The organism is Nocardioides sp. J54 (genome assembly GCF_000519005.1).
In the GTDB taxonomy this organism is placed as follows: Bacteria; Actinomycetota; Actinomycetes; order Propionibacteriales; family Nocardioidaceae; genus Nocardioides.
This window is the reverse complement of record NZ_JAER01000004.1, coordinates 145,981-169,436: the sequence shown is the minus strand read 5'-3', so window position 1 is coordinate 169,436 and position 23,456 is coordinate 145,981. Positions and strand designations below refer to the sequence as shown.

Here is a 23,456-nt window from a genome sequence, read left to right as displayed (position 1 = left end):
GGTCAGGCTCCCTTGCTGAACATCGAGAGCATGCGGCGCGTGACCGCGAACCCACCGAAGACGTTGATCGACGCGAGCAGGATCGCGACCGCGGACAGCCCGACGATCAGCTTGTCGTCACTGGCGACCTGCACCAGCGCACCGACGACCACGACGCCGGAGATGGCGTTCGTGACCGACATCAGCGGCGTGTGCAGGGCGTGCGCGACCTTGCCGATCACGTAGTAGCCGACGACCACGGACAGCATCAGCACCGTGAAGTGGCGACGCAGCTCGTCGGTCGGGGCGAGGGCGTTGACCAGCCAGAAGAGCGCGATCGCGCCGAGCACGGCGCCGACCTTCGCCTGCGGCGACATCGGCTTCTTCTCGGGCTTCGGCTCGACCGGCGCGGCGGCAGCGGCCGCCGGGGCGGCCGAGACCTGGACGGCCGGGGGCGGCCAGGTCGACTCCCCGTCCTTGACGACGGTGATGCCGCGCTGGACGACGTCGTCGAAGTCCAGCGCCAGGTTGCCGTCCTTCTCCGGGGTCAGCAGCTTGAGCAGGTTGACGATGTTGGTGCCGTAGAGCTGCGACGTCTGCGCGGCCAGGCGACCGGCGAGGTCGGTGTAGCCGAGGATCGTCACGCCGTTCTCGGTGACGACCTTCTGGTCGGCGACCGTGCCCGCGGCGTTGCCGCCGTTGGCCGCAGCCATGTCGACGATGACCGAGCCGTTGCGCATGCCGGCGACGGTCTCGGCGGTGATCAGCGACGGGGCGGGGCGGCCCGGGATCAGCGCGGTGGTGATGACGATGTCGGCGGCACGCGCCTCCTCGTCGTACATCGCGGCGGTCGCGGCGACCTGCTCGGCCGTCATCTCCTTGGCGTAGCCGTCGGAGGACACCTCGGCCTCGAACTCGACGTGCACGAACTCCGCGCCCATCGACTCGACCTGCTCGGCGACCTCGGGGCGCACGTCGAAGGCGCGCACGACGGCGCCCATCGCCGACGCGGCACCGATCGCGGCGAGGCCGGCCACGCCGGCGCCCACGACGAACACGCGGGCCGGCGGGATCTTGCCCGCGGCAGTGACCTGGCCGGTGAACATGCGGCCGAACTCGTGCGCGGCCTCGACCACGGCGCGGTAGCCCGCGACGTTCGCCATCGAGGACAGCACGTCCATCGACTGCGCGCGCGAGATGCGCGGGACGGCGTCCATGGCCAGCGCGGTGACGCCCTGCGCCTGCAGCCGCTCCAGCAGCTCGGGGCTGCGGGCCGGGGCCATCATGGAGATGATCGTGGCGCCACGCCGGAGCCGGCCGATCTCCTCGTCGGTGGGGGCGTTGACCTTGACGACGACGTCGGCGGCCCACACCTCCTCCGGCGTACCGACGCGCACCCCGTCGACGGCGGCGAACGCGCTGTCGGGCTGGTCGGCGGACTCGCCGGCGCCCGTCTCGACGATCACGTCGTAGCCGAGGTTGGTCAGTTGGGAAACGGTCTTGGCGGTTGCCGCTACCAGGGTTTCGCCCGGTTTCGACTCGCGCGGGATGCCGATCAGCATCGAGCCTCCAGCGTTGAGGGACACAACAAACGGCAGCACCCGGGTGTGGGCGCAGCGGTCAGCAAACTACACAGCCCTCACGGGTTCACAGGGGGCGTCTTACGTGTGACCTACGTCGCTTGCGCTCAAATCATGATAATGATTTGATCTATGTCTTGCCCTGGACCCTGTTCGCAGGCTCCGGAGAGGGTGTGGCGGGAGTGGGTCAGCCCCCGGCGATGCCGTAGAGCCGGTCGCCGGCGTCGCCCAGGCCGGGGACGATGTAGCCCTTCTCGTTGAGCCGCTCGTCGACCGCCGCCGTCACCACGGTGACCGGGATGTCGAGGTCGGCGAGCTCCTGCTCCACGCGGTCGCAGCCCTCCGGCGCCGCCAGCAGGCAGACCGCCGTGATGTGGTCGGCGCCGCGGTCGACGAGGAAGCGGATCGCGGCGGCGAGCGTGCCGCCGGTCGCCAGCATCGGGTCCAGCACGTAGCACTGCCGGCCGGTCAGGTCGTCGGGCAGCCGCTCGGCGTACGTCACCGCCTCGAGCGTCTCCTCGTTGCGGACCATGCCCAGGAAGCCGACCTCGGCCGTCGGCAGCAGCCGCATCATCCCGTCGAGCATGCCCAGGCCCGCCCGCAGGATCGGTACGACGAGGGGTCGGGGCGTCGCGAGCCGGACCCCCGTCGTGGGCGCGACCGGCGTGACGATGTCCGTGGTCTCGACCCGCACGTCGCGGGTGGCCTCGTAGGCCAGCAGGGTGACCAGCTCGTCGGCGAGCGAGCGGAAGGTCGGCGAGTCGGTCTGCTGGTCGCGGAGCACGGTCAGCTTGTGGGCGACGAGGGGGTGGTCCACGACCAGGGTGCGCATGGGCCAACCCTAGTCGGACTCCCCGGCGCTGCCGCCACCCCGCGGCCCGCGGGCGCGGGCGGTGGGGACCGTCCTGCGCGAGGGGGCCAAACCTCTGGCCCTGTCCCGATTCCCGTGTCACGCTTGGCGCATGACCGCAGCCGGCCCGTCCACCGAATCGGTCGACTTCGCGCTCGCCGCCTACCGCCAGGAGGGGGTGTGGCAGGTCGCCGAGCTCACGCCCGACCACGCGACCGACGTCGACACCCTCGTGTCCGCGCTGCGCAGGTTCCCCGGTGACGGCGGCGTCGTCGGGCTGGTCGCGGTGGAGGAGGACTTCTTCTTCGTCGTCCGCGTGACCGGCCAGCAGGTGCGGGTGATGCTCTCCGACATCACCGCCGCCTCGGAGTGGGAGCTGGCTGCCGACGTGGTCGAGCACCTCGGCCTGCCACCGGTGGACGACGAGGACGACCCCGAGCCCGCCGGCGACCTCGAGCTGCTCAGCGACCTGGGCGTGGACGCGATGTTCCTCGCCGAGGTGCTGGACGACGACGAGCTCTACCCCGACGAGATGCTCTCGGAGATCGCCCGCGGCATGGGTTTCGGCCAGCTCTTCGACGACGTCGTCGGCCTGACCTCCGCGTGACCCTCGGCGTGACAGCGTGACAGGACCGGTCGAGGCGGCCTGGGCCGCGCCGATGCAGCGCGCCCTCGCCGAGGCGGAGGCCGCGCTGACGAGCGGCGACGTACCCATCGGCGCGGTCGTCGTCGACGCCGCCGGTGAGGTGGTGGGCGTCGGCCACAACGTCCGCGAGCGCGATGGCGACCCCACCGGCCACGCCGAGGTGGTCGCGCTCCGCGCCGCGGCCGCCGCCCGCGGGGAGTGGCGGCTCTCCGGCTGCACCCTCGTGGTGACCCTCGAGCCGTGCACGATGTGCGCCGGCGCCGCCGTCCTGTCCCGGGTGGACCGGGTCGTCTTCGGTGCCTGGGACGACAAGGCGGGCGCCGTGGGGTCGTTGTGGGACGTCGTGCGCGACCGGCGTCTCAACCACCGCCCCGAGGTGGTGTCCGGCGTGCTGGCCGCGGAGTCCGCGGCGCTCCTCGAGCGGTTCTTCTCCGCGCAGCGCGGTTGAGCCACCGAGCTGGACCACCGATGATTCCGCGGGCGCCCGCCGGTCGGTAGGGGCATGACCCTCGACCTCGGACCGGCCACCACGACCCTCGCCACCCTCGTCGCCGCCGTGCGCGACGAGGACCTCGCCCGACCGACCCCGTGCACGGAGTACTCCGTCGCCGACCTCGTCGACCACGTCGGCGGCCTCGCCGTCGCCTTCACCGGCGCAGCCCGCAAGGAGCCGGTGCCGGGCACCGAGCAGGGCGCCGTCGGCGACGGCTCCCGCCTCGAGCCGGGCTTCCGGGACCGGATCGGCGCCGACCTCGGCGCGCTGGCGGCGGCGTGGCGCGACCCGGCGACGTACGACGGCATGACCGCCGCCGGCGGCATCGACCTGCCCGGTGACGTCGCCGCGGCCGTCGCCCTCAACGAGGTCGTCGTGCACGGCTGGGACCTCGCGACCGCCCTCGGCCGCCCCTTCGAGGTCACCGACGCCGACGTCGCGGCCTGCCTGTCCTTCGCCCGCCCGTTCTCCACCCCGGAGACCCTCTCCGAGCGCGGCGCCGCCTTCGGCCCGCCCCTCCCGGTCCCGCCCGGCGCCCCGCCCCTGCTCGAGCTGCTCGCCCTCCTCGGCCGCCGCGCCTGAGCGCGGTAGTCCCTGACGAAAAGCACCGCGACACGCCGTACGACGGTGCTTTTCGTCAGGGACTACCCCAGCCCGACCGCCCCACCTCGTCCGGTCACCAGGCTCGCCAACGGCGGTAGTCCCGGGTCAAAAGCACCGCGACACGCCGCCGGAAGGTGCTTTTGACCCGGGACTATCGCGAAGGTCTGGACGAACCGACCGCCCCGTGTTATGGGCTGGGGTGGGGTGAGGCGGGTGAGCGGAGGGCGGCGGCCTCGGCGGCGAGGGTGCGGATCCGGTCCCAGTCGCCCGCGGCGACGGCGTCGGCGGGGGTGATCCAGGAGCCGCCGACGCAGCCGACGTTCGGCAGGGCGAGGTAGTCGGGGGCGGAGGCGGGGGTGATGCCGCCGGTGGGGCAGAAACGGGCCTGCGGCACCGGGTCGCCGACAGACCTGAGGTAGCGCACACCACCGGACGCCTCAGCCGGGAAGAACTTCATCTCGCGCTGCCCGGCCTCGAGCACCGCGAGCACCTCCGAGACGGTCGACGTCCCGGGTAGGAACGGCACGCCGGTCGCCTGCATCGCCGCGAGCAGCGCGGGCGTGGAGCCCGGGGAGACCAGGAAACGGGCCCCCGCCTCGACGGCCGCCTCGGCCTGGGGCGGGGTGGTGATGGTGCCCGCGCCGAGCAGGATGTCCGGCACCTCGGCCGCGATGGCGCGCAGCGCGTCCAGGGCGACCGGGGTGCGCAGGGTCAGCTCGATCGCCGGCAGCCCGCCGTCGACCAGCGCCTGCGCGATGGGTACGGCGGCCGCGAGGTCGTGCACGACGACCACCGGCATGACGGGGACGACGTCGAGCACGGACTCAGGAGCGGACAAGGGGAGCCTCCGGGGCGGTGGTCGGGTCGGCGGCGGGCGAGGGGAACACCGATGCTCCCTCGTCGGCTGGTCCCACGGTCGCACGGAACGCGGCGAAGAGCTCGCGCCCGGTGCCGGCCCACGCCGCGCCCGAGGGCGCAGCGCCGGTCGGCTCGCGATGCGCGAGGTCGGCCTCGACGTGCAGCACGCCGGCGCCGGCGTCGAGGGTGATGACGTCGCCGTCACGCACCCGGGCGAGCGGCCCGCCGACGGCGGCCTCGGGGGTGACGTGGATGGCGGCGGGGACCTTTCCGGAGGCACCGGACATCCGGCCGTCGGTGACGATCGCGACCCGTTGCCCACGGTCCTGCAGCACGCCGAGCGCGGGGGTCAGCTTGTGCAGCTCGGGCATGCCGTTGGCGGCGGGGCCCTGGTAGCGGATGACCGCGACGAGGTCCTGGCCGTCGAGGTCGCCGTCGGCGAAGGCCTGCAGGAAGTCCTGCTGGTCGTCGAAGACCCGCGCCGGCGCGGTGACCGTGCGGTGCTCGACCGCCACGGCGGAAGTCTTGATGACCCCGGTGCCGAGCGGTCCGCGCAGCACCTTCAGCCCGCCGTCGGCGGAGAACGGGTCGGTGGCTGGACGGAGCACGTCGAGGTCGAGGCTCTCGGCCGGGCCGGGACGCCACGACAGCTCGCCGTCGATGAGCACCGGCTCCTCGGTGTAGCGGCGCAGGCCGTGGCCGACGATCGTCTCGACGTCCTCGTGCAGCAGTCCCGCGTCGAGCAGGGTGCTCACCAGGAAGCCGATCCCGCCGGCGGCGTGGAAGTGGTTCACGTCCGCGGCACCGTTGGGGTAGACCCGCGCCAGCAGCGGTACGACGGCCGACAGGTCGGCGAGGTCGTCCCACGTCAGCAGGATCCCGGCAGCACGCGCGATCGCGACCAGGTGCAGCGTGTGGTTGGTCGACCCACCGCTCGCGAGCAGGGCCACGCACGCGTTGAGCACGACCTTCTCGTCAACCATCTCGCCGAGGGCCGGCGCCGCATCGTGCTGCTGGGTGCGGCGCACCGCCACCGCCGCCGCCTCGCGGGTGAGCGCGTCGCGCAGCGGGTTGTCGGGGTTGACGAAGGAGGAGCCCGGCAGGTGCAGGCCCATCACCTCCATCAGCAGCTGGTTGGAGTTGGCGGTGCCGTAGAAGGTGCACGTCCCGCGCGAGTGGTACGACGCCGACTCGGCCTCGAGCAGCTCCTCACGGCCGACCTTGCCCTCGGCGAAGAGCTGCCGCACCCTCGCCTTCTCCTTGTTGGGCAGGCCCGAGGCCATCGGCCCGGCGGGCACCCACACGGCGGGCAGGTGCCCGAAGGACAGCGCGCCGATCAGTAGGCCGGGCACGATCTTGTCGCAGACGCCGAGCAGCAGGGCGGCGTCGAACATGTCGTGGGAGAGCGCGATCGCGGTCGACATCGCGATCACGTCGCGGCTGTAGAGCGAGAGCTGCATGCCGTCGCGGCCCTGGGTGACGCCGTCGCACATCGCCGGCACGCCGCCGGCGACCTGCGCGAGACCACCTGCGCGGACGACCGCGTCCTTGAGGACGGGCGGGTAGTCGCCGTACGGCTGGTGCGCCGAGAGCATGTCGTTGTAGCTCGTGACGATCGCCAGGTTCGGCTTCTGCCCGCGCGCGAGCTCCGCCTTCGCCGGGCCCTCGGCGGCCGCGAAGCCGTGCGCGAGGTTGGCGCACGCGAGGCGACCCCGCGCAGGTCCGCGCAGGGCCGCCTCGCGCACGCGAGCGAGGTACGCCGTGCGGGTGGCGGCGCTGCGCTCGGTGAGCCGACGGGTCACGTCGGCCAGGACGGGGTGAAGGTGCTGGGTCATCTCACTCCTGCCAGGTGCGGCCCTCGCGGGCCAGGAGCGTCGCCGCCGCGGCCGGGCCGGTGGTGCCGGGGTGGTAGCGGACCGGCTCGATGCCGACGCGCTGCCACTGGTCGAGGATCGGCTCGACCCACGCCCACGCCGCCTCGACCTCGTCGCGGCGCATGAACAGGGTCGGGATGCCGCGCATCACGTCGAGCAGCAGCCGCTCGTAGGCGTCGGGGCTGCGCTCGTCGAAGGTGTCGTCGTAGCTGAGGTCGAGCGAGGCCGGGTGCATGCGGATGCCGCCCGGGCCGGGGTGCTTGGCGGTCAGGTGCAGCTGCATGCCCTCGTCGGGCTGCATCCGGATGGTCAGCCGGTTCGGCGTCGTGACGCCCTCGCTGTGCGGGAACATCGCGTGCGGCGGCTCCTTGAAGACGACCTCGATGGTCGACTCCTTGCGGGCCAGCCGCTTGCCCGTGCGCAGGTAGAACGGCACGCCCGCCCACCGCCAGTTCTGCACCTCCGCGCGCAGTGCCACGAAGGTCTCGGTCGTGCTCTGCCGGCCGATCTCCTCGGCGTACGTCGTGTACTGCCCGCGCACGGTGTGCCGGTGCACGTCGGCGCCGGCCAGCGGCTTGAGGGCGCGCAGCACCTTGAGCTTCTCGTCGCGCACCGGGTCGCCGCCGACGTACGTCGGGGGCTCCATCGCCACGAGGCAGAGCATCTGCAGCAGGTGGTTCTGCACCATGTCGCGCAGCGCGCCGGCGCGGTCGTAGTAGCCGCCGCGGCCGCCGACGCCGAGCGTCTCGGACACGGTGATCTGCACGTGGTCGACCCAGCGGGAGTTCCACACCGGCTCGAGGAAGGTGTTGGCGAAGCGCGTGACCAGCAGGTTCTGCACGCTCTCCTTCCCGAGGTAGTGGTCGATCCGGTAGACCTGCCCCTCCTCGAACACCCGCCCGACGGCGTCGTTGACGACGCGCGAGGACGCCAGGTCGGAGCCGATCGGCTTCTCGAGGACGACGCGGCTGTCGGCCTCGACGAGGCCGAGGTCGTCGAGGCGGTCGCAGATCGGGCCGAACAGGTCGGAGCCGACGGCGAGGTAGAACACGCGCGTCGCCGGGGCCTCGCCGCGGACGGTGCGGCGCGGGTGGTCCTTGAGCAGGCCGTGCAGCTGGTGCCACCCGTCGGGGGCGTGGGCGTCGATGGCGAGGTGGTGCAGGCGGCTGGTCAGCCGGTGCACCGCGCCGGCCTCGAGGTGGTCCTCGGGCACGTGCTCGAAGAGGGCCTGGGTGACCAGGTCGCGGTAGCCGGCGTCGTCGAGGGCGTGCCGGGACACTCCGATGATCCGGGTGTCGGGGTGGAGGTTGCGCTGGCGCTCGCGCTCGTAGAGCCCGGGGAGCAGCTTGCGGAGGGCGAGGTCGCCGGTGCCACCGAAGACGGTGAAGTCGCAGGCAGGGACCTCGAGGTCGGGAGTCGCACTCACACCCACCACGGTAGAGCCAAAGAGTGCACGATGGAAACCCCACTTAGGTCTTTTTGAGATCAAAGTGGTCGCGCTTAGACTCCGGGCATGTCCCGCGCCCGACTGCGCTGCGCCACCACCCGCCGGGGTGAGGGCTGATGGCGCGCGAGTCCGCCACCGCCGGTGAGCTCCTCGCACTGCTGCGCAGCGGCCGGGCGAGCACCCGCGCCGACCTGCGCGGGCTCACCGGGCTGTCCCGCACCGCGGTCGTCGCCCGGGTCGCCGCGCTGACCGACGCCGGCCTGCTCCGTCCCGGCGCCGAACTCGCCTCCACCGGCGGGCGCCCGCCCGGGAGCCTGGTCTTCGACACCGGCGCCGGCGTGGTGCTCGCCGCCGCCATCGGCCGCTCCCGTTCCCAGGTCGCGGTCTTCGACCTCGGCGGCACCGAGCTCGCCGCCTCCGCCGTCGACCACGAGGTCGGCGCGGGCCCCGACGACGTGATGCCCGTCGTCGCCGACCAGCTGCGCACGCTGCTCGCCGCCGGCCCGGCCCCGGCGCTGGGCGTGCTCGGGATCGGGGTCTCCCTGCCCGGCGTCGTCGACACCGAGCGCGGCGTCAGCGTCGACACCCCGGTCATGGCCGGCTGGGACGGCGTCCCGCTGGCGCCGTACCTCGCCGACGTGGCGGACGCCCCGATCCTGCTCGCCAACGACGCCGACACCATGGCCCGCTCGGAGTTCCTCGGCCACGCCACGCCCACCGACGACCTGCTCGTCGTCAAGGCGTCGACCGGGATCGGGCTCGGCGTCCTCGCCGGCGGTCGCATCGTCACCGGCGCCCGCGGTGGCGCCGGCGACCTCGGGCACACCAAGGTCGCGGAGGCCGCCGGACGGCCGTGCCGCTGCGGCGACGTCGGCTGCCTCGAGACCGTCGCCTCCGGCTGGGCGCTCGTCGCCCGGCTGCGCGAGGAGGGCCGCACCGTCGACCACGTCCGCGACCTGGTCGCGCAGGCGCTGGCCGGCGACGCGGAGGCCAAGCAGCTGCTGCGCGAGAGCGGCCGCCAGGTCGGCGAGCTGCTCGCGGTCGCCATCAACCTGCTGAACCCGCGCGCCATCGTCCTCGGCGGCGACATGGCCGGCGCCTACGACGTGTACGCCGCCGGCGTGCGCGAGGCCGTCTACGCGAAGGCCTCGGCGCTCGCGACCCGCGAGCTGCAGTTCCTGCCCGCGACGTACGGTGATCGGGCGGGGCTCGTCGGCTGCGCCGCGCTCGCGCTCGACGCCGTCCTCAGCCCTGCCGCCGTCGACGCGCGGCTCGCCCGTGCCCGCTCCTGACCCCTCGCAAGGAGGACTTCCATGGAACAGCGACCCTTCGGCCGGCCCGGCAGCGCCCTGGCCCGCGAGGTCTCCGTCGTCGGCCTCGGCACCTGGCAGCTCGGCGCCGACTGGGGCGACGTCAGCGAGGCGGACGCCCGTGCCGTCCTCGAGGCGTCCGCGGAGGCGGGCGTCACCTTCTTTGACACCGCCGACGTCTACGGCGACGGCCGCAGCGAGCAGATCGTCGGCCGCTTCCTCGCCGACCACGCCGACGACGGCTTCACCGTCGTCACCAAGATGGGCCGCCGCGTCGACCAGGTGCCGGACAACTACGTGCTCGCCAGCTTCCGCGACTGGCTCGACCGCTCGCGGCGCAAGCTCGGCGTCGACACCATCGACCTCGTCCAGCTGCACTGCCCGCCGTCGGAGGTCATCGACGACGACGCGACCTACGACGCCCTCGACCAGCTCGTCGCCGACGGCGTCATCGCCGGCTACGGCGTCAGCGTCGAGACCTGCGCCCAGGCCCTGTCCGCGATCACCCGCCCCGGCGTGCAGTCGGTGCAGATCATCCTCAACGCCTTCCGGCTCAAGCCGCTCGACGAGGTGCTGCCCGCCGCGGCCGAGGCCGGCGTCGCGATCATCGCCCGCGTGCCCCTGGCCTCCGGCCTGCTGTCGGGCCGGTACGACGAGTCGACCACCTTCGCGCCCGACGACCACCGCACCTACAACCGCGACGGCAGCGCCTTCGACGTCGGCGAGACCTTCTCCGGCGTCGACTACCGCACCGGCGTCGCCGCGGCCGCGGAGTTCACCGGCCTCGTCCGCTCCGCCCTCGGCGACGAGGTCACCCCGGCCCAGGCCGCGATCGCGTGGTGCTGGCAGCAGCCCGGCGTCACCACCGTCATCCCCGGCGCCCGCAACCCCGAGCAGGCCCGCGCCAACGCCGCCGCCGGCCTGCTCGACCCGCTCCCCGCCGAGCTGCTCGACGGCGTCCGCGCGATCTACGACCGCGACCTGCGCGAGGCCATCCACCCGCGCTGGTGAGCGCCCGGGGCCCGTCGAGGCGTCACTTCTGGCCCGTTGAGTGGTCACTTCCGGCCCGTTGAGTGGTCACTTCCGGCGCGTCGAATGGTCACTTCTGGCGGTAGTGGTCCGGCGCGATCGGTCGCCCGCAGGAGCTCCCGCGCACCTCGTGGCGCGAACTGGCGCACTTCGTGGTGCGAGCTCGCGCACGTCGCGGTGGAAAGTCACGCACCTCGTGTGGAGGCGTGAGAAGTCGCGGTATCAGCGACGGTCCGGGCGCGCTCTGAGGAGAGGCATGAATCCCTCACCTCATCGAAGGAGCCCCCCATGACCACCACCGCAGACCGCCGGCCCGGCGGACGCCTCTCGCCCCTCGCTCTCGCCGTCCTCGTCGTCGCCCTGCTGCTGGGCAGCACCGGCGGAGCCGTCGCGCACGGCATCATCACCGGCGCGAAGATCAAGGACGGCACGGTCACCGGCGCCGACATCAAGAACGAGAGCCTCACGGCCAAGGACGTCCGCGACGAGCCGCGGGCGTGGGGTGCGGCGTACACGACGTACATCGACGACTTCGTCACCGCCACCTACCAGCCGATCGTGTCGCGGTCGTTCAACACGGCCGCGAAGGGCTTCCTCGCGATCACCGCCACGGTGTACGCCGAGGACGACGTCAGCCTCGCGGGCGACGGCCGCCTGCAGTACTCGCTGCGGATCGACGGCAAGGTCCTGGCCGGCTACCGGCAGCTCCACTACAAGGGCTCCGGCGCTGGTGAGAACGGCGCCGTCACGATCGTCGTGCCGGTGCAGAAGGGTTCGCACAGCGTCGCCCTCGTCGCCCGCGAGATCGGAACCGGCTCGTTCATCACCAACTCGAGCCTGTCGATCGTCTACACGCCGACCGGCGGCGCCACGGGCGTGTCCCTGAGCAAGACCGTGGTCCCGCGGGCCAACCGCTGACCACCAGCCCGCCTGGTCCCGTGGGGCCGCCGGTCTCCCGGCGCCCCCACGTCCGGGGCGGGGGCCGGATTTCGGGCCTCCCGCGCCGCTCCGGTAATGTCTCCCGCGGTGACGTGTCCGAGCGGCCTAAGGAGAACGCCTCGAAAGCGTTTGTGGGCGCAAGTCCACCGAGGGTTCAAATCCCTCCGTCACCGCCACAGGTCGGACCGGGTCCCGCGAGGGCCCGGTCCGATCGGCTTTTCGGTGCCGGAAGCGAGCATCGCTGGGGAGGTCCACACCCCCGCGCAGCGGCTCGGTGGTCGACGGCGCGCCACCGCTGCAAGGTCGAGGGGTGAGTACCGAGACCGATCCCGCACGTCCGCCGACCAAACGTGTCCGGCAGGTGGTGGGGTCCCACAACCTCCGCGACCTGGGCGGAGTCGTCACCGAGCACGGGAGTCGTGTCCGCACCGGTCGCGTCTTCCGGTGTGACTACCCCGCCTTCGCTGACGCCGATGCCGCCGCGTGGGACGAGCTCCGCCTCGCCACCGTGGTCGACCTGCGCCGGGGCACGGAGGTTGCTGTGGAGTGCGTCGACTGGTCGGCGCACGGCGTCCGGTGGTGCCGCTGGCCGCTGAGCGCGGGGCGGGAGAGCTCGTGGCGGGCGGGGTATGCGGCCTACCTGGAGAGCCGGCCCGGGTCGGTCGTCGGCGCCGTCCGCGCCGTGATGGACCCGCGCGGGCACGCCGTGCTGTTCCACTGCGCGGCCGGCAAGGACCGCACGGGCGTCGTCGCCACGCTGCTGCTCTCCGTGCTCGGTGTCGCGGAGCAGGACATCGTCGCCGAGCACCTGCTGTCAGGACCGAGCGTGGAACCCGTCCTGACCCGGCTGCGGCGCCACGCCCTCTACGCCGAGATGCTCGCCGGAAGCAGCCTCGAGGACCAGGCGCCGGCACCCCGGCAGGTGGAGTCCCTCCTGGAGTGGCTGCGCGTCAGGGGTGGCGCCGAGGCCTGGCTGGTCGACCAGGGGCTTCGTGCAGAGGAGGTCGAGGCCTTCCGGGCGACCATGCTGGAGGTCCGATGAGTCCGCCACCTCTTGCCGAAACGGTCTGACCATTCTAATCTCGGAGCAATACCGACGCCGCGCTCGCCAAGGAGACGACGATGTGTGCTTCGAACCCCTCCAGACCGGACCTCGTGGTGCGTCGTTGCCGGGCGGTGGCGCGGTGAGTGTCGCGGAGGCCGGGGTCCCGGCCCTGTCGCCCACGGAGCTCCGCCACCGGTACGACGACCTGGCCCGCCGCTACGCCGTCGAGATGCGCCTCTCCGCAACGGCCGCTGCCGGCGGCGGCATCGCCGGCCTGGTCCAGACCGCGGCCGGCCTGACCGCCAATCCGCTCTGGCTGATCGACCCCCAGGGCCGAGTCGTCTCTCGTTCCGAGCGGGCCCGAGGGTCGGACTTCCGACCGCCGGACGTCGACCACCTGCTGGCCCACCACGGGCCGGTCGACCTCGCGGCACCCGGACCGCTGGTCGTCAACGCGCAACCGGCGCTGGGCATCGAGCGCCGGCACCTGCTCATGCCGGTGTGCCGTGAGGACTGCCTGTTCGCGTGGCTGGTGATCGCGGAGGTGTCGGGCCGGATGGGCCGCGACGACGCGGCCCTCCTGAGCAGGACGGCCGTCCACGTCGCTGCGGAGTACGACGTCCAGCGGCGGGTCGCCCGGGCGTCCTGGAACGCGCGCGCCACCCTCGCCCGGCAGCTGGTGCGTGGCCACACGCGTCCGGACGACATCGCCGACGCCGCCGAGTACCTCGGCGTCCAGGCCGATGCCGACCGGGTCCTGGTCTACCTCGCAGACCCGTGCGAGGGCACCGCCCCGCTCGACGAGGAGGACGTCTCCGCACGGGTCGCGGCCGACCTCGGCGTCGAAGTCCTGGCGACCCGCGGACGCGAAGGCATGATCCTGCTCGTCGAGGCGTCCGAGGGGTGCGCACCCGTCGCCTTCGTGCAGGAGGTCAAGCGCGTCCTGCGCCACCTCACCCGCTCGCTGCCCGACCGGACCTGCATCGTGGGCGTCTCCGGGGTGACCCGGGCGTCCGCGCTCCACCGCGCCTACCGCGAGACGCGCGAGGTCGTGCTGTGCGTCGACCGGTTCAACGGGTCGGGCGAGCGGGTGATCGCGGTCGACGACCTCGGCCCGGCCCGGCTGTTCGTCGCGAACGGCGACCTCGGGGCGGTGCGGCGCTACGTCCATGACGTCATCGGGGCACTGCTCGACGGTCGACCAGGGACGGCCGACCTGCTGCGCACCCTGCAGAGCTTCTTCGACACCGGGCGGAGCGTGCGCGAGTCCGCGGCCCGGCTGGGGATCCACGAGAACACGGTGCGGCTGCGCCTCGCCAAGGTGCACGACCTCACCGGCCTGGACGTCGCGGCGAACGCCAACGACCAGCTCGCCGCCCAGACAGCGCTTCTCGTCCTCCGGCTCGAAGGTCACCCGGCCATCCCCACGATCAGTGACGCCCAGGTCGACGTCGCCATGCGCGGCAAGGACACCGCATGACGCGGCGTGCCCTGGTCACCGGCGCCGGCCGCGAGGGCGGTATCGGCCAGGCGATCGCCAGGCGGCTGGCAGACGACGGCTTCGAGGTCGTCACGCTGGACAAGGAGCCTGGGTGCACCTGGCAGCTCGACATCGCGCGCGACGAGCTGCCCGACTTCGGCGAGGTCGACGTGTACGTTGCCAATGCGGCCATCACCACCCTGCTCGGTGCTGCCCACACGTTCTCGCTCGAGAAGTGGCAGCTCGACCTCGACGTGAACCTCACCGGCACCTTCCGGGTCCTGCAGCAGTGCCTCGCCGGCATGCGGGAGCGCAGGCGTGGCCGGATCGTCGTCATCTCCAGCACGTCCGCCACACAAGGCATGCCAGCCCAGGTGTCGTACGCGACCTCCAAGGCCGGTCTGATCGGCATGGTCAAGACCGTGGCGGCGGAGAACCTGCGCCACGGCGTGACCGCGAACTGCGTCCTCCCCGGCATGACGGCCTCCTCCGGCATCCTCGGCATGCCCGAGGAGATCAGGGCCGCGTGGCTCGAGAGCCTGCCGAACGGCTTCGTCGACCCCGAGGACATCGCCAATGCCGTCTCCTTCTTTGCCGACGACCGCTCCGCGATGGTGACCGGCCAGGTCCTCACCGTCGACGGTGGCGACGAGCTGAACACGAGGTCCGTCACCTCCTCGGTGGTCCGCCGCTGATGCGCGGCCTGGTCGTGCCGCGGACCGCCGGCCCGGACGTGCTCGAGCTGCGCGACGACCTGCCCGAGCCCGAGGGCGCGCACCCGTGGGCGGACGGTGAACGGCTGCTCGTGCAGGTCCACGCCGCGGCCGTCGCCTTCCCCGACCTGCTGCAGAGCCGTGGTGCCTACCAGCACGGCACGCCGGCGCCCTACGTCACCGGCGGCGAGTACGCCGGCGTCGTGCTCGAGGCCTCGCCGCGGTCCCGGTTCCGTCCCGGGGACCGCGTCGCTGGCTTCGCTGTCTGGGGGGCGGCGGCCGAGCGCGTCCTCGGGATCCCTCGCTACACCGTCCGGATCCCGCCCTCGATGTCGTGGGTCGACGGTGCTGCGTTCTTCCTCAACTACGCCACCGCCTGGTTCACCCTGGAGCGGGCCGGCTTCGAGGACGGCCAGGGGGTGCTCGTGCACGGCGCGGCCGGCGGCGTCGGGACGGCGACGCTCGACCTGCTCCGCGGCCGGGCGAAGCCGTCGATCGCCGTGGTCTCGTCGGACGCGAAGGCCGCCGTGGCCGAGCAGTGTGGTGCGGACGTCGTTCTGCGCACCGGGGACGGCTGGGCCGTGCGTGCGCGGGAGCTGACCGGCGGCGGTGTGGACGTCGTGGTCGACCCGGTCGGTGGCGACCGGGTCACCGACTCCTTGCGCGCCCTCGACGTCGGCGGCCGGCTCATGGTCGTCGGCTTCGCGGAGGGCACGATCCCCGAGGTGCGCCTGAACCGCCTGCTGCTGCGCAACCTGAGCGTGGTCGGCGTGGCGCTGGACCCCTGGGAGCAGCGCTTCCCGGGTTATGCGTCGGAGCTGGTCGCCGGCCTCGAGGCTGCCGCGTCCGCTGGCAGCGTGCACCCGTACGTCGGCCACAGGCTTGCGTTCGACCAGTCGACCGACGCCCTCGGCATCCTCGACCGGCGGGACGCGCACGGCAAGGTGGTCATCGACGTCGCGGCGAGCTAGCCCGCAGCAACCGCGCCTGATCAGAGCAGGAGCACCCCGCCGTCGACGGGGATCCCGACCCCGGTGATGTAACCGGCCGCGTCCGAGGCCAGGAAGACCGCGGTGCCGGCGATCTCGACGGGATCGCCCAGGCGGCCGGCAGGGACCCGAGCGTCGATCAGCTTCTGCTGGTAGCGCGGGCTGTAGTGCGCCGTGGCCTCGGTCGGGAAGACGCCGGGGAGGATGGCGTTCACCCGAATCCCCCGCGAACCCCACTGGGCAGCGAGGTCCCGCGTCATCCCGAGCACGCCTGCCTTGGCGGCGCTGTAGCCGGCTGCGGGCATCCGGGCCGTCGTCACCGCCATGACGCTGGACATGTTGACCACAGCACTGCCGGGCGGCATGACGCGCCCGGCGGCCTGGGCCATCCAGTAGGAGCCGAACAGGTTCACGTCGACCACGGACCGGAAGTGCTCGGGCGGGTCCTCGGTCGCGGCGTTGTAGTCACCACCGACACCGGCATTGTTGACCAGCACGTCGCACCCCCCGAGCTCGTCGACGGCCGCTGCCACGAGGCGGTCGCAGTCCGCTACCGACGTCACGTCGGTCTCCACGGCCACGCATCGTCGACCGAGGGACTCGACCAGCTCACGGGTCCGGGCGAGCCCCGTGCGCCGGCGCGCACCGATTGCCACGTCGGCGCCGGCGGCCGCCATCCCCTGGGCGATCGCGACACCCAGGCCGCTGGAGGCCCCGGTCACCACCGCGACCTTGCCGTCGAGGCGGAACCGTTCGTTCCAGGGTGACGACGTGTAGGGGCTGTCCTGTGAGCTCGTCATGCGCGGAGTGTGTCCGGGCAGCGGGCCCGGGGCCCACGGCCAGCGTTCCCAGTGGTGTAGGCCTCTCCAGCACGCGTGTCCCCGCTCCGTTGCTGCCGGTCGATGGCCCGCCCGACGCTGGCAGGCATGGCTGGCACGGACGACCCGGACGACACCGACGCCCTCGACTCCCGACACCTCCTCGACCGCGTCACCGCGGTGGCACGGCGACGCTGGCCCGGTGCAGAGCTGCTCGGGCTGCGCCGGCTGGAGGGTGGTGTCTCGAGCCTCACCTATGCCTCGACGCTCGTGGGCGCGGGACCGGAACGTGGGGTGGTGCTCAAGGTCGCCCCCGCCGGCCTCGCGCCGGTGCGCAACCGCGACGTCCTGCGCCAGGCGCGGATCCTCCACGCCCTGCACGGGACCGACGGGCTCCCGGTGCCGGAGGTCCTGCTCGAGGACGGCGGCGAGCCTCCCGAGGTGCCGCCGCTGTTCGTCATGGAGCTGAGCCCCGGCGACTCCTACGAGCCGGGGCTGGACGTGGCGCCTGCTCCACCCGCAGCCGCGACCGTCGCGGAGCGGTACCGGACTGCGGTGCGCGCACTGGCCCGCCTGCAGTCGATCGAGCCGGAGCGCCTCTCCCTCGGCCCCGAGCCGGTCACCGGCCCGGGCGAGGAGCTCGAACGCTGGCGCCGGCTCTTCGGGACGGTGGACGACGACATCGCGCCCGGGCACGAGGAGCTCTACGCAAGGCTCGCCGCCCAGGTCCCGGAAGGAGTGGCGCCGCGGTTGCTGCACGGTGACTTCCGGCTCGCCAACATGCTGTTCGAGGGGGACCGGTTGTCAGCCGTCATCGACTGGGAGATCTGGAGCCTCGGCGACCCCCGTACCGACCTCGCGTGGCTGCTCATGCACCTCCGACCCGCGCACGTCTTCCACCCCGCGCGGCCCGCAGCCGACCGCGCCGCTGCCTCCCTCCTGCCGACGGCCGAGGAAGCCCTGGAGGTGTACGAACGCGAGCGGCTCGCTGCGGGAGCGCGACAGCAGGACGCGGCGGGCGTGCGGCGCGACCTGGCGTGGTTCCTCGCCGTGTGCCACTACAAGACGGCCTCGACGATCGCCGTGATCTGGAAGCGGGAACGGCGGCAGGCGGACCCCGATCCCAAGCTGGTGACGGCGAGCAGGCACCTGACCGACGTGCTCCGGGCGGGGCACGCAGCCCTCGACGCGCGGTGAGCCGGTCTCACCGCACCCGCACGACCACCTTGCCCACCGCGGTCCGGTCGTCGAGTGCAGCGAGGGCGTCGGCGGCGCGGTCCATCGGGTAGACGGCACCGATGGCGGGGGAGAGACGGCCCTCGTCGAGCAGTGCCTGGACTCCGTGCCGGACCCGCTCGAGCGTTCCGGGGTGCTCGGTCTCCATGACGTCCATCGTGATGCCGGTCAGCGTCAGGTTGCGCAGGAGCAGCCGGTTCATCCGCAGCTCCGGGATGGACCCGCCGGCGAACCCGACGATGACGCCGCGTCCCCCGATCCGCAGCGAGCGCACCGTGTCGAGGAAGCGGTCGCCCCCGACCATGTCGACGAACACCTCGACCCCTCGACCCCCGGTGAGCTCGCGGACCTGGGGGAGCCAGTCCCCGTCGCTGCGCAGGACGTGGGTCGCGCCCGCGTTGCGTGCCATCACCTCCTTGTCCCGGCTGGACACCAGGGCGATCGTGGAGACGCCGAAGGCGGGGCCGAGGTCCAGCACGCAGGTGCCCACGCCGCCGGCGGCACCGGTGACGAGGACGGTCTCGCCGGGTCGGGCGCCGGCTCGGTCCAGCGCGTACCAGGCCGTGGCGTAGTTCATGTAGATCCCCGCCCCCTCGACGAACGACATCGAGTCGGGGAGCCGCACGACGTAGTCCTCGAGCGCGAGCGCCTGCTCGGCCATCGCGCCCTGCCACACGATCCCGGCGACCCGGTCACCCATCGAGAGCCAGGAGTCCGCCGGCGCCTCGCGCACGATGCCCGCGACCTCGGACCCGCACACGTACGGCGCCGGGACGCCGCCCTGGTAGCGGCCCCAGGTCTGCAGCGGGTCGATGAACGACAACCCGACCGCGTGCACGTCGACGAGGAGTCGGCGCCCACCGGCGCGCGGGTGGGCCCCGCCCGGGGGTGGGAGGTCCTGCAGCGTGGCCGAGCGCGGCCCCTCCAGCTCCTCGACGACGACAGCGCGCACGTCACCCTCCTCGTGGTCGGCGAGTCCTGACCGCATCGTCGACCCGGCTGCGCGACTCCGCGACCGCGCCCGGCCGGGGCGGTGGAGAAGTCCACAGCCCGAGCACCTGGGCCCGCCCGGCCCCGGGCCTGCGGCACCTAGCGTCGGCGCCACCCGACCGACGGCCGGGCCGACCACAGGAGACGACAATGGACTGGTCCATCCCCGAGGACGTCACGACCTTCCTCGCCGAGCTCGACGACTTCATCGACACCCGGATCAAGCCGATCGAGGAAGCCAACCCCGAGTACTTCGACCACCGGCGAGAGTTCGCCCGCACCGACGTCGAGCGGGGAGGCGTCCCGACCCGGCGGTGGCGGGAGATCATGAGTGAGGCGCGTCGCCTGGCGGACGGGGCCGGCTTCTACCGCTACCCCTTGCCGAAGGCACTGGGCGGCCAGGACGCGACCAACGTCGCCATGGCGCTCGTCCGGGAGCACCTCGCCCACCGCGGGCCGGGCCTGCACGCCGAGCTCAGCCACGAGGCTTCCGTGGTCGCCAACCTCCCGCTCGCCCTGGTCCTGCACGAGTACGGGACCGACGAGCAGAAGGAGCAGTACCTCGAGCGACTGGTCAGTGGGGACCTGGAGATGGCGTTCGGGCTGACCGAACCGGACCACGGCAGCGATGCCACGTGGCTCGAGACGCGCGCCGTGCGGGACGGCGACGACTGGGTGATCACCGGCGCGAAGCGGTGGAACAGCGTGGTCGACGTGGCCGAGGTGGACCTCGTGTTCGCACGCACCAGTGGCGAGGACGGCAAGGCCGAGGGGATCTCCGCGTTCCTCGTCCCCACCGACGCCCCCGGCTTCGAGGTCCCCTTCTACTGGTGGACGTTCAACATGCCGACCGACCACGCCGAGGTCCGCCTGGACGGTGTCCGGGTGCCGGCCGCCGCAATGGTGGGGGAGGAGGGGCGTGGCCTCGACTGCGCCCAGCTGTTCGTGCACGAGAACCGCATCCGACAGGCGGCGAGCTCGCTGGGTGCTGCGCAGTTCTGCATCGACCGGTCGGTCGCCTACACCGAGGAGAGGCGCCTGTTCGGGACGGCGCTGCGGGACTACCAGGGTGTCCAGTGGCAGCTCGTCGAGCTCCAGACCGAGGCGGAGCTGGTGCGCAACACGATTCTCAAGGTGGCGTGGGAGATGGACGTGCACGGGCGTACGGGGGTGAGTGACAAGGTCTCGATGGTCAACGTGCGTGGCAACCGCCTCGCCTGCGACGCGGCCGACCGGGCCATGCAGGTCCACGGCGGTGTCGGCTACAGCCGGCACCACCCGTTCGAGCACATCTACCGGCACCACCGCCGCTACCGGATCACCGAGGGTTCCGACGAGCTGCAGTACCGCCGGATCGCAGCCGGCATGTGGGACTTCCGCTCAGGCCGCTGAAGCAGCTCCGTCGATGCCCCGCAGTGCGAGGTCGACGATCAGCTCGGCCAGCCGCGGCCGGACGAGGGTCCGGTCGGGCCAGCTCGACACCGAGAAGACGAGCCCGAGGCAGCCCTGGCTGGTCGCCGCCACGGTCGCGTCGTCGAGGTCCGGGCGGGCCCGCGCGACCAGTGCCTCCCAGCGGCGCGTGTAGTGGCCGCGGCGCCGGGTGAAGCTCCGCGACCAGGGGTCGACCAGCGAGCCGACCTCGCGCTGGTAGAGCGTGACGAGGGCGCGGTTCGCCAGGGCGAACTCCGCGTGGTGCCGCAGTGCCCGGCGCAGGTCGGCGGCCGGGTCCTCCTCCACCGGCGCCGTGGCCGCGAGCAGCTCGTCCATGGCCTCGTTGAGAAGGGTCGCGAGGATCTCGTCCTTGCCACTGAAGTAGCGATAGAGCGACGGCCCGCTCAGACCGGCACGGGTGCCGAGCTCGTCCATGCCGACGCCGTGGAAGCCCTTCTCCTGGAACGCCACCGCCGCGGCTTCCAGGATCCGTCGGTCGCGTCCCACGCCGGGAGACTAACATGGAGCGGAACGATCGTTCACTGATGCGGACGGTCGGCGCGGTCCGGGGCGTGCCGCTCGCGCGAACAGGGGTGGGAGAGATGGACCACGGAAGCTCTGCGGCAGCGCGCCGCCGCGTCGAGCTCGCCGGGCAGGGACGTGCGGCGCACGTCGCGGCGGTCGACCTGCTGTGGAGGCTCGACGTCCTCGAGGAGCTCGAGTACGCCGACGAGATGGCCCAGGTGCCCTCGACCGACCTACGTACGCTCGACGGCCAGCTGGCGATCCTCGGCGGGATCCTCCGGGAGTGCCTGGTCGACGAGGGCCGCCCGCCGAGCCCCCAGGAGACCGCCGAGATCGCCCAGGTGCTGAACGACGTGCACGCGGTGCGCCTGGCGGTGCACGACCACCTCGGCAGTGAGCGCCTGCGGCGCCTCGACCAGCTGGACCGCGGGTTGAGCCGGCTCCGGAGCGTGACCGACCAGGACGAGCTCCTCGACATCGCCTGCGAGGTCGCCGTCGAGGCCTGCGGCTTCGAACGGGTGATGCTCTCCCGTGTCGATGATGAGACCTGGCGGCCCTGGCGCAGCCACGCCACCACGATCGGCGAGGCGGAGCGCGCCTTCGCGGAGTGGATCCGCGCCTTTCCCGCGATCGAGCTGTCGGAGCTGCTGCTGGAGAGCGAGCTCGTCCGCCGCAAGGAGCCGGCCATGGTGCTGCACGCCGACCAGGACCCCCGGGTCTATGCGCCCCTGGCCCGTGCCTCGGTGCTGACCTCGTACGTCGCTGCCCCCGTGCTCTCCGGCGACCGGGTCATCGGCCTGCTGCACGCGGACAACCGCGGGATGGAGATGGTCGAGCTCGACCGCGACGTCCTGTGGCTCTTCGCGATCGGGTTCGCCCAGGTTTTCGAGCGCGCCGTCCTCCTCGAGAGGCTGCGGGAGCAGCGGGACCAGGTCCGTGACGCGATGCGCACGGTGGAGCGGGTGCTGGACGACGTCGCCAACAACACGATCGACCTCGTCACCCGAAGCGAGGGGGCGTCGGTCGGCGTGCCAGCACCCCTGCGGCCGGTCGCGACCGACCGGGCCCACGAGCTCGAGGGCCTGCTCACCGCCCGCGAGCTCGAGGTGCTGGGCCTGATGGCGACCGGGGCCACGAACGAGCGGATCGCGCACCAGCTGGTGATCGCGACCGGGACCGTGAAGTCGCACGTGAAGCAGGTGCTGCGCAAGCTGCGGGTCGAGAACCGGGCCGAGGCGATCTCGTTCTACCTCCGCTCGACCATCGGAGCGCGGGAGGACTGAGGGCGCAGGGCGGTGAAGCCCGCGTCCATTGCCGTTTCGGTCTGACCATTGTAACGTTGGGACCGACGTGAGTGCACGGGCACTCGACCTCGCCGCCTGTCCGCACGGGCGGCCCGGACCCAGGCAGGGGTGGCTTCATGGACCTGGCGGACGCTCCCGACGAGGCAGCCTTCCGGAGTCGCGTGCGCGCGTGGCTCGCCGATGCGCTCCCCCAGCTGGACTGGCCCGAGCCCCCGCGCCTCGAGGACAAGGTCGCCTTCTGGCAGAAGTGGCAGCGGATGCTCTACGACGCGGGCCTGGCCGGGCTGACCTGGCCGACGGAGTACGGCGGCCAGGGGCTCGACGAGCGGATGCGCGCGATCTTCGGTGAGGAGTGCGACCTGGCAGGTGCGCCGGAGCGGCTCAACATCATCGGCGAGGACTTCTGCGGCCCCACGATCGCCCACTTCGGCACGCCGGCCCAGAAGGAGCAGCTCCTCGAACCGATCCTCAAGGGCGAGGAGATCTGGTGCCAGCTCTTCTCCGAGCCCGGCGCGGGCTCCGATCTCGCCAGCCTGCGGACCAGGGCCGTCCGGGTCGAGGGCGGCTGGCGGGTCAGCGGGCAGAAGATCTGGACCAGCCGGGCGCAGATTGCTGCGCACGCGATCCTGCTCGCCCGGACCGGCGGCAACGACCCCGCCAAGGCACGCCACCGAGGCATCACCTTCTTCCTGCTGCCGATGGACAGCGAGGGGGTGACCGTGCGCCCGCTCCAGCACATGCTCGGCGAGGCGGAGTTCAACGAGGTCTTCCTCGACGACGTCTTCGTGCCTGACGAGGCCGTGGTCGGCGAGGTCGACGGCGGCTGGCAGGTCACCATGGGCACGCTCGCGTTCGAGCGGGTCGCGATCGCGACCGGCCGCGTCAACACGACGAAGGCCGTCGCGGACGTCGTCGACGACATCCGGGGGATGACGGGCCCGGACGGACGACCGCTCGGCGCCGACCCCGTCGTGCGCCAGGAGGTCGCCGACCTCTGGGCGCGGGCCCTCATCCACAAGACGATCAGCCAGCGGGTGATCACCGGCGCCGCGAACGGAGCGCCCCCGGGGCCGGTGACCTCGATCGGCAAGCTCTACTTCTGCCCGCTGGTGGAGGACCTCGCCGACTTCCGGCTGTCGCTGGCCCCGCTCGGCGGCCAGTTCGACCTCGACGAGGAGGACGAGGAGATCGCCGCCACGCGGTCCTGGCTCCGCCTCGCCAACCAGGGCCGCGGCACGGCGATCGCCGGCGGCTCCACCTACATCCAGCGCAACATCGCGGCCGAGCGGATCCTCGGCATGCCGCGGTCCTGATCCG

General features: G+C 72.7%; 22 protein-coding genes and 1 tRNA gene. 15 read left to right on the top strand and 8 right to left on the bottom strand.

Translation table 11 applies throughout. The features are described 5' to 3' along the window. Positions 1-2 precede the first annotated feature (2 nt). Together NOCJ54_RS0104505 and upp are read right to left on the bottom strand one after the other, a co-directional pair. A complete protein-coding gene (locus NOCJ54_RS0104505) occupies positions 3-1,541 on the bottom strand; it encodes a Re/Si-specific NAD(P)(+) transhydrogenase subunit alpha (protein WP_028654531.1) in 1,539 nt (512 codons plus the stop codon). Positions 1,542-1,746: 205 nt separating this feature from the next. After that, positions 1,747-2,391 carry a uracil phosphoribosyltransferase gene (upp, locus tag NOCJ54_RS0104500; protein WP_028654530.1) on the bottom strand — a complete coding sequence of 215 codons (645 nt, stop codon included), beginning with the start codon at positions 2,389-2,391 and terminating at the stop codon, positions 1,747-1,749. A 130-nt stretch (positions 2,392-2,521) separates the two neighbouring features. Between upp and NOCJ54_RS0104495 the strand changes: the two genes are divergently transcribed. The 3 genes from NOCJ54_RS0104495 to NOCJ54_RS0104485 are packed head-to-tail and all read left to right on the top strand — an operon-like array spanning position 2,522 to position 4,130. Continuing rightward, positions 2,522-3,016, top strand: a complete 495-nt coding sequence (locus tag NOCJ54_RS0104495) for a tRNA adenosine deaminase-associated protein (protein ID WP_028654529.1) — start codon at positions 2,522-2,524, stop codon at positions 3,014-3,016. 52 nt (positions 3,017-3,068) lie between these two features. Next, on the top strand, positions 3,069-3,503 hold the full coding sequence (locus tag NOCJ54_RS0104490; protein ID WP_028654528.1) for a nucleoside deaminase: 435 nt from the start codon (positions 3,069-3,071) through the stop codon (positions 3,501-3,503). 54 nt (positions 3,504-3,557) lie between these two features. Next, on the top strand, positions 3,558-4,130 hold the full coding sequence (locus tag NOCJ54_RS0104485) for a TIGR03086 family metal-binding protein (RefSeq protein WP_028654527.1): 573 nt from the start codon (positions 3,558-3,560) through the stop codon (positions 4,128-4,130). Positions 4,131-4,338: 208 nt separating this feature from the next. On the opposite strand, the gene eda is transcribed toward NOCJ54_RS0104485, so the two are convergent. Genes eda through zwf form a run of 3 tightly spaced genes read right to left on the bottom strand, consistent with a single transcriptional unit; the run spans position 4,339 to position 8,309 of the window. Continuing rightward, the gene (eda, locus tag NOCJ54_RS0104480; protein WP_028654526.1) at positions 4,339-4,989 is read right to left on the bottom strand and encodes a bifunctional 4-hydroxy-2-oxoglutarate aldolase/2-dehydro-3-deoxy-phosphogluconate aldolase; all 651 of its coding nucleotides are present in this window, start codon (positions 4,987-4,989) and stop codon (positions 4,339-4,341) included. Next, complete coding sequence (edd, locus tag NOCJ54_RS23830; protein ID WP_051485471.1) at positions 4,976-6,844, bottom strand: phosphogluconate dehydratase; 1,869 nt, start codon at positions 6,842-6,844, stop codon at positions 4,976-4,978. The genes eda and edd overlap by 14 nt, the downstream gene beginning before the upstream one ends. A 1-nt stretch (position 6,845) precedes the next feature. Continuing rightward, entirely contained in the window at positions 6,846-8,309 is a 1,464-nt protein-coding gene (gene zwf, locus NOCJ54_RS0104470; protein WP_028654525.1) for a glucose-6-phosphate dehydrogenase, read from the bottom strand. A 137-nt stretch (positions 8,310-8,446) separates the two neighbouring features. Here zwf and NOCJ54_RS0104465 point away from each other — a divergent pair, with 137 nt between their 5' ends. From NOCJ54_RS0104465 to NOCJ54_RS0104430, 8 genes are all read left to right on the top strand, one after another. Further along, the gene (locus tag NOCJ54_RS0104465) at positions 8,447-9,622 is read left to right on the top strand and encodes an ROK family protein (RefSeq protein WP_028654524.1); all 1,176 of its coding nucleotides are present in this window, start codon (positions 8,447-8,449) and stop codon (positions 9,620-9,622) included. Between the two features lie 21 nt (positions 9,623-9,643). After that, positions 9,644-10,651, top strand: coding sequence for an aldo/keto reductase (locus NOCJ54_RS0104460; protein WP_028654523.1), 1,008 nt, complete (start codon positions 9,644-9,646; stop codon positions 10,649-10,651). 306 nt (positions 10,652-10,957) lie between these two features. Beyond that, positions 10,958-11,587, top strand: a complete 630-nt coding sequence (locus NOCJ54_RS0104455) for a hypothetical protein (protein ID WP_028654522.1) — start codon at positions 10,958-10,960, stop codon at positions 11,585-11,587. Positions 11,588-11,694: 107 nt separating this feature from the next. Further along, positions 11,695-11,784, top strand: a tRNA-Ser gene (locus NOCJ54_RS0104450). Positions 11,785-11,969: 185 nt separating this feature from the next. Beyond that, a complete protein-coding gene (locus NOCJ54_RS0104445) occupies positions 11,970-12,650 on the top strand; it encodes a tyrosine-protein phosphatase (protein ID WP_028654521.1) in 681 nt (226 codons plus the stop codon). 142 nt (positions 12,651-12,792) lie between these two features. After that, on the top strand, positions 12,793-14,133 hold the full coding sequence (locus tag NOCJ54_RS23825; RefSeq protein WP_051485470.1) for a PucR family transcriptional regulator: 1,341 nt from the start codon (positions 12,793-12,795) through the stop codon (positions 14,131-14,133). Next, on the top strand, positions 14,130-14,828 hold the full coding sequence (locus NOCJ54_RS0104435; RefSeq protein ID WP_028654520.1) for an SDR family oxidoreductase: 699 nt from the start codon (positions 14,130-14,132) through the stop codon (positions 14,826-14,828). The genes NOCJ54_RS23825 and NOCJ54_RS0104435 overlap by 4 nt, the downstream gene beginning before the upstream one ends. Then, the gene (locus tag NOCJ54_RS0104430) at positions 14,828-15,817 is read left to right on the top strand and encodes a zinc-binding dehydrogenase (protein ID WP_028654519.1); all 990 of its coding nucleotides are present in this window, start codon (positions 14,828-14,830) and stop codon (positions 15,815-15,817) included. The genes NOCJ54_RS0104435 and NOCJ54_RS0104430 overlap by 1 nt, the downstream gene beginning before the upstream one ends. 20 nt (positions 15,818-15,837) lie before the next feature. Here NOCJ54_RS0104430 and NOCJ54_RS0104425 read toward each other — a convergent pair whose 3' ends face one another. Then, complete coding sequence (locus NOCJ54_RS0104425) at positions 15,838-16,635, bottom strand: SDR family NAD(P)-dependent oxidoreductase (protein WP_051485469.1); 798 nt, start codon at positions 16,633-16,635, stop codon at positions 15,838-15,840. 126 nt (positions 16,636-16,761) lie between these two features. Here NOCJ54_RS0104425 and NOCJ54_RS23820 point away from each other — a divergent pair, with 126 nt between their 5' ends. Next, positions 16,762-17,850 carry a phosphotransferase family protein gene (locus tag NOCJ54_RS23820; protein ID WP_051485468.1) on the top strand — a complete coding sequence of 363 codons (1,089 nt, stop codon included), beginning with the start codon at positions 16,762-16,764 and terminating at the stop codon, positions 17,848-17,850. A gap of 7 nt (positions 17,851-17,857) precedes the next feature. Here the strand turns inward: NOCJ54_RS23820 and NOCJ54_RS0104415 are convergent, their stop codons facing one another. Further along, complete coding sequence (locus tag NOCJ54_RS0104415; RefSeq protein WP_028654517.1) at positions 17,858-18,841, bottom strand: NADPH:quinone oxidoreductase family protein; 984 nt, start codon at positions 18,839-18,841, stop codon at positions 17,858-17,860. Between the two features lie 188 nt (positions 18,842-19,029). Here NOCJ54_RS0104415 and NOCJ54_RS0104410 point away from each other — a divergent pair, with 188 nt between their 5' ends. After that, entirely contained in the window at positions 19,030-20,271 is a 1,242-nt protein-coding gene (locus tag NOCJ54_RS0104410) for an acyl-CoA dehydrogenase family protein (RefSeq protein ID WP_028654516.1), read from the top strand. On the opposite strand, the gene NOCJ54_RS0104405 is transcribed toward NOCJ54_RS0104410, so the two are convergent. Then, positions 20,260-20,817, bottom strand: coding sequence for a TetR/AcrR family transcriptional regulator (locus tag NOCJ54_RS0104405; protein WP_028654515.1), 558 nt, complete (start codon positions 20,815-20,817; stop codon positions 20,260-20,262). The two genes, NOCJ54_RS0104410 and NOCJ54_RS0104405, sit on opposite strands and share 12 nt — an antisense overlap. Before the next feature lie 95 nt (positions 20,818-20,912). On the opposite strand from NOCJ54_RS0104405, the gene NOCJ54_RS23815 reads away from it, so the two are divergent. Both NOCJ54_RS23815 and NOCJ54_RS0104395 read left to right on the top strand, forming a co-directional pair. After that, positions 20,913-22,118, top strand: a complete 1,206-nt coding sequence (locus NOCJ54_RS23815) for a helix-turn-helix transcriptional regulator (RefSeq protein ID WP_051485467.1) — start codon at positions 20,913-20,915, stop codon at positions 22,116-22,118. Positions 22,119-22,255: 137 nt separating this feature from the next. Next, positions 22,256-23,452: an acyl-CoA dehydrogenase family protein gene (locus NOCJ54_RS0104395; protein ID WP_028654514.1), complete on the top strand. Its 1,197-nt coding sequence runs from the start codon at positions 22,256-22,258 to the stop codon at positions 23,450-23,452. The last annotated feature ends 4 nt before the right edge of the window (positions 23,453-23,456 follow it).